Origin of the sequence: Streptomyces sp. NPDC000410, assembly GCF_040300305.1 — a bacterium.
Classification (GTDB): Bacteria; Actinomycetota; Actinomycetes; order Streptomycetales; family Streptomycetaceae; genus Streptomyces.
Genome location: NZ_JBEPDM010000063.1, coordinates 18,437 through 30,755, shown reverse-complemented (window position 1 = coordinate 30,755; position 12,319 = coordinate 18,437). Strand labels below are relative to the sequence as shown.

Below are 12,319 nucleotides of genomic sequence, written 5' to 3'. Positions count from 1 at the left end.
GGTATTTACGGGGTGCTGCCATGGTGCTGGTGGTTCTCCTTCGCCAGGACGGTAACCCTGGCATCAGGGACTCCACAAATCTCAGTACAGCTCACATCACCATCGGAGCCCGCTCCGGGAAGGTACTGCGCGCCACGCTCACATACCCGCCCGGCCACGGCACCACCCAGAAGACAGCCAAGGGCACCAACGACGTCCGCGCACTCCTCGCCAACCTGCCGCCGTCGCCGTGCCCGCCCGACCACACCACACCCGGCGCCGACGCCTGACTCATCCGGCAGGAGACGACGCAAGCCCCCCTCTGCCGCTCCAACTCCCCAGCCCCACCCCACCCCCACTCCTACGGCCCCGTGCCCGGACACCCGTCTCGGCCCGGGGCCGCCCCGCGTACCCGCCACGCCCTTGCCCGCATAGCTCCCCGGCATCCCACCGTCCATCCCGCCGCGCCCGCCCGGCCCCACGGCCGCAGGCGGCCCCGCGCCCCCATCCACACCGACCGATGCCAGGGACCCGACATGACCAACCCCACCACCCCCGAGGGCTGCGACGCCCTGCTCCGCGAAGTTCTCGGCAACGCCTACCAGGCCCCCGCCGAACAGAACTGCACCCTCACCTTCCCCCTCCACCAGGTCCGCTCCATCGCCGAACACGCCATCGCCGCCCGCAAGCACGCGCTCGGCCCCGGCGACACCGACGCCCGCCCCCGCCTGTGGTGGATCAAAGGCGACGGCACCTACCTCATGAGCAACGGCATCGACAACACCCCCAACGCCCGCGACGAGAACGGTCACTGGTACCACATCGCCTTTACCGACAACTGGGGACCGGGCACCGACCCCTCCACCATCCTCGGCGGCGACGACCTCCACGAAACCCTCGACCTGACCCACCCCCTCGACGACGACCAGACCCTGATCGACATCCTGCGCACGGCCCCCGACCACGCCACCCACTTCCTGCTCCACATCACCTACGACGACGAGGGCATGCTGCTCACCATGACCACCAGCTAGACCCGCCCCACCCCTATGCGGCCCCGCGCCCTGGACACCCTGTTCCGGCGCGGGGCCGCTCGTGTTTCCCGCCACAGGCACCCACAACCCCAACCCGCATCCCGCCCCCCGGCACCCGCGCACCACACCCACCCCCGCCCGCTCACCAGCCCGCCTACCGTCCCAAACAAACCCGGCCCCAGCCGCAACCAGAAAGGGGGGAACGCCGTGAAGCACGAGACCACCATCAACGAACTCGCCCAGTACCCAGGGCTCTTCAGCGCCGTCGACCACATCACAGTCCCCGAGACCAACCCGGACACCGACATCACCGAAGAGGTCACCCTCCCCCCGCCCCTCATCCGCCGCACCCAGCGCCGCGACGACACCATCTGGTGGGTCCTCACCCCGCCCGGCATCCACGAACGCATCTTCGTCGCCGACCAGGCCCCCGTCACCGTCTACCTCAAGGACATCGACCCCAGCCCCTTCACCGGCCACATACCCCCGCCCCAGGCCGCCGCCCCGCAGGCCCCCGCCCCGGCCGCCTGGCAACAGCAGGCCGCCGCCCCGGCCGCCTGGCAGCAGCCCCAGGCCGCCGCGCCCGCCGCCTACCCGCCCCAGCACCAGGCCCCCGCCCCCCAGGCCGCCGCCCCGCAGCGTCCCGCCGCGCCCTGGTCGAACCAGCACGGCTGACCCCAACCCCCGGGCCCCGGCCACCGCCCCGCACGGCAGCCGGGGCCGCTCCACGCCCACACACCCCACCGTCACCGTCACCGTGACGACTCCGGCCACCCCGGCCGCGCCCCGCCCCCACCACCCGGCGCCCCCGAAGACCCCGCCGGCGCACCGGCCGAGGAAACACCCGGAGCAGCGGCCGGAGGAACGGACCGGGCCAGACCCGCCGCAGGCGCCGGGGGAGCAGCCGGAGCCGTCACCAGGGGAGCGGCCACCGCCGAAGCCCCCGCGCCCCCGCCGCGCGACACCGCGCCCGCCTGCCCCAGCCCGCGCCCACCAACCCGCCGCTGCTCCCCACCCGCCGTCTCCTCCAGCACCGTCGTCTTCCCCGGGGCGTCCGTCTTCACCTGCCCCGGCGCCGACTGCGAGCCCCCCGCGGCCAGGTCCTCACGCCCCAACCGCCGCAACTCCTTGACCCGCTCCACCCCCACACCCAACCGCAGCCCACACCCGGCCACCGTCTCCCCCGCCTCACCCATCGCCAGCACCACCCGCGCCGCCGCCACCCTCGCCGCGTCGATCCGCACCCGGCCGCGCTCCCGCACCCGGCACACCTCCTCCTCCACCTCGGCCGCCGCCGACTTCTCCTCCTCCACCGCCAGCTCGAAGTCGGCCACCAGCTCGTCGAACGCCGCCTCCTGGCGCCGCCGCTGAGCCTCCGCCTCCGCCGCCGCCCGCCGCCGCTCGGCCATCCGCTCCGCAGCACGCCCCAGCGCCGCCTTCCGCCGCGCCAGCATCTCGCTGTTCTTCCCCCTGCCCTTGGTCCGGCTTGACGCCACCACAGCCACCTCCCAGCCATCCGGCCCGCCCACCGCGGGCCACGCCGCGCCAGTCTCAGCCGCCCGCGCCGCCGCCGCCCGTCGCAAGCCGCCTGTATCCCAGGCCGTAGCACGCCCGTCGCTGCGCCCGGTCCCGCTCACGGGACGACGCCCGAGCGGGCAGGGAGAGGCCCCCGGGGGGCAGTGGAGGCTCCTGGTGAGGGGTGGTGCCGGGGCTTGGGGTGTCGGCGGTGTGTTGGTGGTGTGCGATGCCTGGGGTGTCGGGTTGTTGGTGGGGGTGGGTGAGGGTGTGGGGGTGTGGCCGCCGACCGGTGGCGGGTCGGTCGCCGTACACCTCTGGCACTTTTGACGACCCACCGTGCTCGAGGGGCGTTTTCCCTTCTGGCGGGACGCGTTCGCAGGTTGTTTTCCGGGCCCTGGGAGGTTCGGGGCCCGAAGCCGGCCTGTGCCCGTGCCGGCCTGCTACGCGGTGATCTTCTGGCGTTGTGGGGATGACAGCGAACGCGTTCACGGCGGGGCGGGAGCGCTATTACCGGCGCGACATCGCCCTCGGTGACGGTGCCCAGGGCGCCGAGCTGACGGTGTCTTCCAGCGTGCCGGGGGTGCCGCCCGGAGTGTGGCACGGGCAGGCCGCCCGCGCTCTGGGCCTGTCCGGCATCGTGAGCGACGCGCAGATGCGGGCCTTGTTCGGGCTCGGCATGCACCCCGACGCCGAGGCGATCACGGCCCGCGAACTGAGCGAGGGGGCCTCGCTCAAGCGGGCGATGAAGAAGGCCAAGCTCGGGCCGGCCGTGCCGCGCCTGGCTGAACTGTCCCCGCTCGACAAGGAGATCGAGCAGGTCCTGGACCGCGTCAGCGAGCAGTTGTGCCGCCCGCTGACGAAGGCCGAGACGAAGGATCTGCGGATGCGGTGCGCGGCGCGCGCGTTTGAGGCCGAGTACCACCGGGCCCCCGCGGATGGCGCCGAGCTCGGCCGGTACCTGGCCGCCCGCAGCGGCCCGCAGCGCCGCGCCGTGACCGGCTACGACCTCACCTTCTCCTCGGAGGATCTGTCGCTGCTGTTCGCGCTCGGCGGCCCCGAGGTGCGCCGGGTCGTCCTGGAGGTCCTGGCCCAGGCCCGTACGGAGGCCCTGGCCTGGCTGGAGCACCATGCCCTCGCGGTCCGCACCGGCCCGGGCGGCATAGCGCAGCAGCGGGCCGAACCCGGCCTGCTGGCCACGGTCTACCTGCACTACGAATCCCGCGCGGGCGATCCGATGCTGCACGAGCACGTGGTCATATCGCCGCGGGTGAAAGGCCCGGACGGGCGCTGGCGCAACCTGGACTCGAGGCTGCTGCTGCGCGATGTCGTAGTCGCCAGCGAGCTGTTCAACCAGCGCTCCCTCGAGCTCGTCTGCTCCCGCCTGGGCCTTGCCACCCAGGAGGTCGAGGTCACTCCCGGCCAGCGGCCGGTGATGCACATCGTCGGCATCGACCGGCGGCTGCGTGCCGCGTTCGCGCAGCGCTCCCACGCGGTGCGCACCATGGCGGACATCCTCTTTGACGACTACCGGCGCCGCCACGGCCGCCAGCCCACACGGCCGGCCCGCACTCGGCTGCGCTGGCAGGCCACGGTGAAGACCCGCCCGCCCAAGCGCCAGGCCCGCTCCCTTGACGAGCTGCTCGCCGACTGGCGGCGCCGTGCGATCGCGGCCACCGGCCGCGGAGTCGTCGACAACCTGCTCACCACCGCCCGCGCCGCGGCTGGGGCCCGGCCCGCTCCCGCCGCGTTCGACCTCGCCGCAGCAGCCGACGAAGTCCTGGCGACGGTGTGCGAGCGGCGTACGACGTTCCGCCGCCGCCACGTGCTGGCCGAGGCGCGCCGCTACCTGATGCGGACCCTGGCCGGGGCCACCGCCGCACCCCGGGCGGCCGAGGAGATCACCGACCGGGTCCTCGCCCACGGCGACTGCCTGGACATCACCCCGCCCGAGATCAACCCCCCGCACCCCGACCTGGTACGCCCCGACGGCACATCGGTCTACCGGCCCATCGGCTCGCAGACCTACACCACCCACTGGCTGCTGGCGGCCGAGGACCGGCTCCTTGCCGCCGCCCGCCGAAGCGTGATCCCGCCGGTGGGCAGGGGCACCTTCGCCCGCGTCGCCGCCCTGGGCCGCGGCCCGATGGACGCCGGACAGCGCGCGCTCGCCTCCTCCTTCGTCCTTTCCGACCGTCTTCTGCTGGCCGGTCTCGGGCCGGCGGGCGCAGGAAAGACCACGGCGATGCGCCTGGTGGCCCGCGCGGTGGACGCGGCCGGCGGACGGCTGATCCCGCTCGCACCGTCCTCCAGAGCGGCGAAAATCCTCGGCACCGACCTCGACCGGCGCGCCCACACCCTGCACTCCTGGCTGCACCAGCGCGGCCGGGCCGCCGGGGGGAAGACGGTCGGCACGGACTTCGAACTACGGCCCGGTGACGTCGTCCTCATCGACGAGGCGGGCATGGCCGGCACTCTCCTGCTCGACAAAACCGTCGCCGATGCTGCGGCCGCCGGTGCGGTGGTGCGCCTTTTGGGGGATCCGCACCAGCTTGCCGCCGTCGAGGCTGGGGGAGCCCTCAGGCTCATCTCCCGGGCCGGCGGCGCGATCGAACTCGACCAGCTGCACCGCTTCCGCGTCCCGGGCGAGGCCGACGCCTCCCTGACCTTGCGCGACGGCGAGGACAACCGGGCCGCCTTCGACTGGTACCGGGACAAGGGGCGGGTCGTCGCCGGAAACTACGAGGCGATGTGCGACGCGGTCTTCGCCGCCTGGGCCAAGGACCTCGGCAAAGGGCTGAGCTCGCTGATGACGGCCGCCGACACGGCGACCGTGACCGCGCTCAACCTGCGCGCCCAGGCCTGGCACATCAAGGCCGGAAACGTCGACACCAGCCAGGCCGCCACGCTGCGCGCCGGGCAGCACGCTTACGTCGGCGACGTCATCGTCACCCGCCTCAACCGCCGCCGCATGACCGTACGCGGCGGGCGGGACTTCGTGAAGAACGGCGACACCTGGCAGGTCACGAGGATCCTGCCCGCAGGTGATGTGGTGGTCCGCCACACCCAGCACCGCGGCCGCATCCGCCTGCCCGCCCACTACATGGCCACCCAGTGCGAGCTCGGCTACGCCTCCACCATCCACCGCTCCCAGGGCATGACGGTCGACACCTCGCACGCGCTGGCCTCCGCCCGCTCTCACCGGGAAGGCGTCTACGTCCAGCTGACCCGCGGGGCGCGCACCAACCGCCTCTACGTCGCGATCGAGGACGGCGACATCCTGGATGACGTCCTCGCTTCGATCGCCGCGAGGCGTCGCGCCCAGCTGTCGGCGACCGAGTCGATCGCCGCCCTGCAGCAGGAAATCGCCGCCCCGGGGCAGCTGTCGGCGGAGTTCGCCGACGTCGCCGAGCGCGCCACCACCGCCCGGCTGACCGGCCTGCTCGAGCACGCTCTTGGCGCCGACAGGGCCGCGATGTTCCTGGCCGCCGACGCCTACCCGGCCCTGATCCGCGCGCTGCATGATGCCGAACGGTCCGGGTTCGACCTGCCCCGCCTGCTGGGAAACACCGTGCCGAGGCGCGGATTCGGCGACGCCGACGACCCCTCGGCGGTACTGACCTGGCGGCTGCGCGAACACCTGGCTGATGCCGCCGAAGCCCAGCAGGACACCCGGCACCGCCCCCTGGCCGCCCTCACCCTGACCCAACTGCACACCCTGACCAAGCTCGCCGCCGCCCACCGGGCCGCCGCCCGCGAGGCGCTCAAGGCCGCCGACGCCGCCTTCACCCACCTGCCCACCGACGTCACCACCCGCACAGGACACACCCACCCCGCCTGGGACCAGCGGCCACTCGGCGACCTTTCCCGCCGCGAACTCGCCGCCCACCTCGCCATGATGCGCACCCAGATCCGCCGAGCCCAGACCAGCAGAACCCCACTCTCGGAGACGGCCCGGCAGATGATCGCCGACCTCACCCGCGAGTCCCAGCTGCGCCGCGCCCTGAACTGGCGCGACGTCGCACGCGAGGACTTCCAGCGCGAGCGCGCCACATCCAGCGCGCCCTCCGGCGCCACCTCACTGGCCCAAGTCCGCCGAAACCTCACGACGCGGCGCGCCACCACCGACCAGCGCCGGCACTCCGCACGCGCCGCGCTGGCCCGCGCCGACGCCGCCAGCGACAAGATCTACGCCGAACTGCGCTGGCGCGAGCGACTGCCCGACCACGCACCGCACCGCCCCAACCACCGCGGCCCCATACCCGACTGGGTCGCGGACTCCCATGCCCTGGTCCACCCCGACACCCCCCAGCACTGGGCCGGCCACCTCGCCGAACGCCACCGCATCCTGGCCCGCTCGCTCGCCGACCGCGGCCACACCCTCGCCGCAGCCCCGCCTGCCTGGGCCCGCCCGCTCGGCCCGCCGCCGCCCACCAGCGCCCCCCGCCGCCGCCACGCATGGGCCACCACCTGCGCTCTGGTGGAACTGTGGCGCACCCGCCACGCCATCACCGGCGCCCCCGGACTGGGCCCGCGCCCCGCCGACGACAACGACGCGGCGGCCTGGGACGACCTCGACGCCAGGGTGCGCGCCCTGACCGGACGCCGCCGCCCACTGCACCTCCCACCGTCCGACGCCCCCGCCTCCGTCATCATCGAAGCGGCCCTCAGCCACCTCGACACACCACCGCCCACCGGACCCCTGCCCGACCACCCCGCCCTGCCAGGCCCCCTCGGCATCGCACCCCTGTCCTACAGCGCACTCGACGCCCGCCTCGCACGCCGCGCCCTGGCCGCCGCACTCGCCGGCGAACCCCTGCCCGAACCCTGGATGGAACAGATCACCGCCCCCGGCGAAGACGACGAGGACGAACAGCGCACCTACACCAAACTCCTCACCGCCATCAGCGACTACCGCCGCCGCCACCACCGCGCCGGCCCCGACATCCTCGGCCCACGCCCGGCAGGCCTCGACAGCGAGGAATGGGACCACCTCACCGACGCCATCGACCTCTACACCCACGCCCGCGTCGAACACCGCCTGGAACAGATACGGGACCGCACCGCCGCCGAACGCGCCGCCCTTCTCCCGCCGACCTCACCACTGCGCCAGCAGCCCCCGCCCCAGGAGCACCGGCCCGGCCACCGGCCCCCGACCCACTGACATCAGCGAGCCACGCTTGATCGTCCGACGGAGTCGGCCGTCTGATGGGACACCGGTCCAGATGGCCGCCGCACCACCTGGAACCCGTGCCGCCCGGGGCGGAAACCTGTTGCCCAATGCCCCGGCGGGTGGCACATAGTGGAGCAACATCATCGAGCAACCGAAACCAGAAACGGACGGCCGTGACGACCACGTACAGCGAATCCTCCACCGAGCGCATCCCCGGGCGGGCCTGGACGGTCCGGCTCATCGGCCACGGCAGCCGCGCCGCCTCGGTCACCTGCAGCACCACAGCGTGCCGGATGCCGCCCCGCTCCGAGGACCTCACCGCGCTGCGCACCTTCGCCGCCCAGCACGCCACGGCACACGCGAAGGCGGCCACCGTCCGCCCCAACGCCTGGTGCCACTGCGGCTCCCAAAGGTGCGGCGCCCACCCCGACACCAAGGCGCACTGCGCGGGCGCCGTGGTGATGATCCTGCGACACGACCCGGTCATGCGCCGCGTGTGGAGCGTCGAAGAAGTCTGCGAGACCTGCGCCCCGCTCATCCCGAACGCCACCATCCTGGCCCGCGCCGCGCGACCGCGCCGCACCACACAGCCGCCTGCCGCGCCCGCCGCCAAGGTGCCGGCCCCTACCCGGCCGGGCATCGCGAGCGGCTTCTCCTCTCCCGCCACCACTCCCGCCGACGCAGACCCTGCCCCCGGACGGCGTTCTCGCCGCACCACACAGCGCCCCCGCCGCGGGCGTTCCGGGCAGGGACGCTGACGAAACAGGATCAGTACCGGCGGACCAGCCGCCGCCCCAAGCCGCCTACGCGAACACTTCCCTGGGCTTCGCCTACCCATGGATCCGGCACCAGGACGGTCGCAACGCGGCGTACGGCGCGCAGATCCTGGAGCAGGTGGCCGGGGCGCTCAGCTCGAGTTTGACCTCTGATTCCTCCCGGAAGAGTGCTTCAAGCCAGTCGGGCTGCCGCCTTACTCCGCCTGCGGTCGTCACCGTAGCCACGGACGGGGCCAGTCGTTGACTCCTTGGGGGCCACCCGGCCACGCACGAGATGAGGCACCTGGATGAGCACGGCGCAGGCAACGAGCAAGGCATGGTCAGCTGGGATGTCACAGGACACGATGGCCTGGTACGCCTACCAGGATCCCCACGATGAAATGCCCCTGGGGCCAGCCGGGCCGCTCATGCCACAGTTGCTGGCCGTACTGCTCGCGGCCGGTCTTCCCCTGCTCAAGGCACACAGCCCGATGCGGATTCGCGAAGCGCACGGCTGGCGGCTGAACCTGCACCGAGACACCCAAGTGATCAGAGTGCACATGCCAGGAGAGGACGAACCGCTGCTCACACTGCCGGGTGAGGTCCCACCGCGATGGGACTATCTTGCGCACCGAGTGGGCTATGTCATCTTGTATGCAGCGGACGACCTGGGGCTGCCGCATCGCGGCGGTGAGCAGGAGCACCAGCACCAGCTGATCGCAGCGGCAGAGCGAGGCCGGCTGGTGGCAGCCTCCATCGCCTACACCGCCACGTAGCCCCCACTGCCACCACGTACGTGGCTGCCCCGTCACGCTGCTGCTCAGGTGGCTGACCTCAACGGTCACGTCTTCGATCAGCTGGTACTTCTCTGCACTTCACCTGATCGGGTGAGGGTGGGGATGTGATGCGGCAAACGGACTTTGTTGAGGGGCGGGGTGGTTGAGGGAGCGCCTGCCGACCATGACTCGCAGAGGTGCGAGGATCAGCGCGGCGACACCCGTGGGGTGGGGAATGAGTTGAGCTACGAACTCAAGGCAGTGGTCGCGGAGGGCAAGCTGCTGGCCGCTGCGACGGCGGACTTGCCGAGCGCTCGGATCGCGGGCCTACGCCATGGGCTAAGCGGCTTTGGTGAAGTTGGCTGCTGATCCTTTGATGCGTGTCCGCTGACGGTTCAGGGCTTGGTCGACTGCGGTGCCGACCGTTTCGGCGGTGGTGTGGACGCGCTCGGGGTAGTCCTCGTACTTCGCCGAGCGCCACACCCGCTCGATGTCGTTCAGCTCGGGGCTGCGAGGCGGGAGGTAGAAGAGTTCGACGCCGATGGCGGCCAGTTCCTCGCGGCGCCCTTTGAAGGCTCGGGCCACGTGCGCGGAGGCGTTGTCCAGGACGACCGTGCACGGCCGTACCCGTGTGAAGCCCGCAGGAGGCCTGTCCAGTGCTGCGGCCCCGCCGGGCAGGCGGGCCAGGCTCGTACATACGAACTCCAGCAGCATGACCGCGTCGATCTTGCCGCAGGTCCTCGCCCAGACCAGATCGGCGTGTGATCCCACGCACAGGGCCCCGAGGACGTTCACGCGCCGGCCCTTCTTGTCCTCGCGCGGCACGACGGCCCGCTGCCCTGCCCGTGACCAGGTGTATCCCGTGGACATGGTCGGCGCGAACCCGCTCTCGTCGAGGAAGTACAGGTCTCTTACGCCCGCGTGCGCCTCCAGCCGTAAATCCTCCAGCCTGGCCCGGGCGGCCTGCTGGAGGACGGGGTCAGCCTTGTGCCGCAGCGTGTCCCGGGTCCGTTTCCACCGGAACCCGTCCCGGTGGAGCAGTCCGGTCAGCCAGGCCGCCGAGACCCGCACCCCCCGCTCGGCGGCCAGCCAGTCGCACAGCGCGGCGGCAGTCCAGGTCCGGCCCTGCCGGGCGGACTCGTCCAGCAGCGCGGCCAGCGCCTCGCGGTCCTCGCGGGTGATCGAGGCCGGGCGGCCTGGGCGAGGGGCATCCGCCAGTGCGTAGAACCCGCCGGCCGCGAAGCGGTGGACCGCACCGCGCACGGTGACGTCGTTGCATTCGAGTAGGTCCGCAACCTCGGGCACGGTCAGGCCCCGCCCCAGCAGCCGTATGCACTCCAGACGTAGTCTGGCACCCGGCGCGAGATTGCGGGCCCGCAGACGCTCACGCACCTCGCGTTCCTGATCAGACGTCAACTCCACACGCAAGATCTTCGGCACGGGCAGCCCCTCCCGGCCCTACCTGATACCCGAACCGCAGCCCACATCACCGAGACCGCAATTAGGGTGCTTCCTGCGGATCCCTCGCCGGACTCCACCTCGCCGCCATCTTCATCTGGTCGGCGAGGTGATCCGAAAGAAACGGCGCAACCCTACGGGGTGCCGTCCGGCTCAGGGCGCTGCATGCTACGGCTCGAGCAGCTCCGCCTGGAGCTGCGGTGCCAACAACGTCGGACCGATCAGGCCGAGCGACTGGGACGTGGCATTGTTTCCGGTGGCCTGGGAAGCAACGACGCGGATGACATCGCCGGCGTTCAGCTCGATGATCGTGGAGACCTCCTGGGAGATGAACCCGGAAGCTCCGATGTTCACGGTGTCCTGCAGGTCAAGGGCGGCGATAGTGCCGTTGACGAAGATGTACAGGGCGCGCTCTCCCGCAGGGGTGGGCGTGAAGCTCCAGAGGAGCCTCGCCTTGAGGAGGTAGCGCCCGGGCGTGTTGACCACCAGGGACGAGGTCGCCGGATCGAACATCGCGTCCGTGTCATGGGCGGCGCCGTTGAAGGTGATTTGAGTCAGCATGCCGCTCGGGATGGTCTGATTCACTGTGGAGAAGACGCTCGCGCCGACGTCGACCGTCTGCCCCGCAGGCTTGCAGTCCTTGTCGTGGCGCGGGTGGCCCTTGCACCCGTCGGTGCCGCTGCCTGCGGGGTTCAGGATGCTCATATGCGCACCGACGCCCTGAGCTGCCACCGCGGCCGGGCTGGCTGCCAGGACCAGCGCGAGCGACGTGAGCACCCCTGCGGCCATCGATACGCCTCGGCGGTGCAGAGGTCCCAGCCGGGACCCTGGCCTGTTCTCTGTACTCATGTGCGTGCTCCTGCTGGTGATCGATGTGGGGACGTCAAGTCCGGTTCAAGGAGAGAGTGACCCGTATGAAACCGATACTTCGTCAGGTTCGGAGGGGGCGCGCGGATGATCAGTAGGTCGGACTAGCAGGTGCGGTGAAGCGTGCTGCCGGTCCTGCACCGTCCGAGCTGCTCACGGGCGTGAGCCGGGATAAGGATCAGCCCCCGACTTCGCCGTCACCGCTTAGCGCTCATGCCGATGACTGACGGCCTGCGGGCCGAGTTGTCAGACGAATCCAGGACCCGGCGTACCGATTTCTGGGATCTCCCGGCCGGATGTGAGGAGTTGCTCGCTGCTTGGTCCACGGCAGGTCCTGTGGCCTATGTCGAGTCTGAGTATTTCGGTGGCGTTGGGGAGGAGAACGTCGCTGTCTGGCGTAACGGGACGATGATCTTGGGACCGCTGCACCTGGTGGAGGATGAAGCGGCCCCGGCCGCAGGAACCCCTGTGTGCCAGGCCATCCGCGAGCTTGGTCTCAGGGCCAGCGAGACAGAGGATGAGTTCACGATCGTGGGGCTTGGCGCTCACCGTGACAGTGCGAGCTGGGTGTCCTGACTCGCGCTTGCCACGGGCTGCGCAGCTGACTGCGCACCCCCGGCGTTCGTCAAGGTGCCGCCGGGGGCGACGGGCGCTTCGGGGTTTGGGTATGCCCACGTCGACGGTGGGACGCCGTGTCCGCCTCTGGGTTTCCTCGCGCTTGGCGCGGAGAAAGGTGAGCGTGAGGTTGATGCCTTCGACCTC

9 protein-coding genes are annotated in these 12,319 nt (G+C 71.7%); 6 read left to right on the top strand and 3 right to left on the bottom strand.

The annotated features are described in order from the left end of the window. The 3 genes from ABT342_RS34215 to ABT342_RS34205 form a co-directional block, all read left to right on the top strand. Positions 1 to 269, top strand: a 269-nt coding sequence (locus ABT342_RS34215; RefSeq protein ID WP_351582398.1) for a hypothetical protein, incomplete at its 5' end; no start/stop codon positions are given. 246 nt (positions 270 to 515) lie between these two features. After that, positions 516 to 1,013 (top strand): hypothetical protein, encoded by a 498-nt coding sequence (locus ABT342_RS34210; RefSeq protein WP_351582396.1) that lies wholly within the window; start codon positions 516 to 518, stop codon positions 1,011 to 1,013. 207 nt (positions 1,014 to 1,220) lie between these two features. Next, positions 1,221 to 1,688 (top strand): hypothetical protein, encoded by a 468-nt coding sequence (locus ABT342_RS34205; protein ID WP_351582394.1) that lies wholly within the window; start codon positions 1,221 to 1,223, stop codon positions 1,686 to 1,688. Between the two features lie 77 nt (positions 1,689 to 1,765). Here the strand turns inward: ABT342_RS34205 and ABT342_RS34200 are convergent, their stop codons facing one another. Beyond that, a complete protein-coding gene (locus tag ABT342_RS34200) occupies positions 1,766 to 2,509 on the bottom strand; it encodes a hypothetical protein (protein WP_351582392.1) in 744 nt (247 codons plus the stop codon). A 491-nt stretch (positions 2,510 to 3,000) separates the two neighbouring features. On the opposite strand from ABT342_RS34200, the gene mobF reads away from it, so the two are divergent. From mobF to ABT342_RS34185, 3 genes are all read left to right on the top strand, one after another. After that, the gene (gene mobF / locus ABT342_RS34195) at positions 3,001 to 7,692 is read left to right on the top strand and encodes a MobF family relaxase (protein WP_351582390.1); all 4,692 of its coding nucleotides are present in this window, start codon (positions 3,001 to 3,003) and stop codon (positions 7,690 to 7,692) included. A gap of 182 nt (positions 7,693 to 7,874) precedes the next feature. Then, the gene (locus ABT342_RS34190) at positions 7,875 to 8,459 is read left to right on the top strand and encodes a hypothetical protein (protein WP_351582389.1); all 585 of its coding nucleotides are present in this window, start codon (positions 7,875 to 7,877) and stop codon (positions 8,457 to 8,459) included. Positions 8,460 to 8,764: 305 nt separating this feature from the next. Then, positions 8,765 to 9,232, top strand: coding sequence for a hypothetical protein (locus tag ABT342_RS34185; protein WP_351582387.1), 468 nt, complete (start codon positions 8,765 to 8,767; stop codon positions 9,230 to 9,232). 339 nt (positions 9,233 to 9,571) lie between these two features. Here the strand turns inward: ABT342_RS34185 and ABT342_RS34180 are convergent, their stop codons facing one another. Together ABT342_RS34180 and ABT342_RS34175 are read right to left on the bottom strand one after the other, a co-directional pair. After that, entirely contained in the window at positions 9,572 to 10,672 is a 1,101-nt protein-coding gene (locus ABT342_RS34180; RefSeq protein WP_351582385.1) for an IS630 family transposase, read from the bottom strand. 186 nt (positions 10,673 to 10,858) lie between these two features. After that, entirely contained in the window at positions 10,859 to 11,479 is a 621-nt protein-coding gene (locus ABT342_RS34175) for a hypothetical protein (RefSeq protein ID WP_351582384.1), read from the bottom strand. Positions 11,480 to 12,319 lie beyond the last annotated feature (840 nt).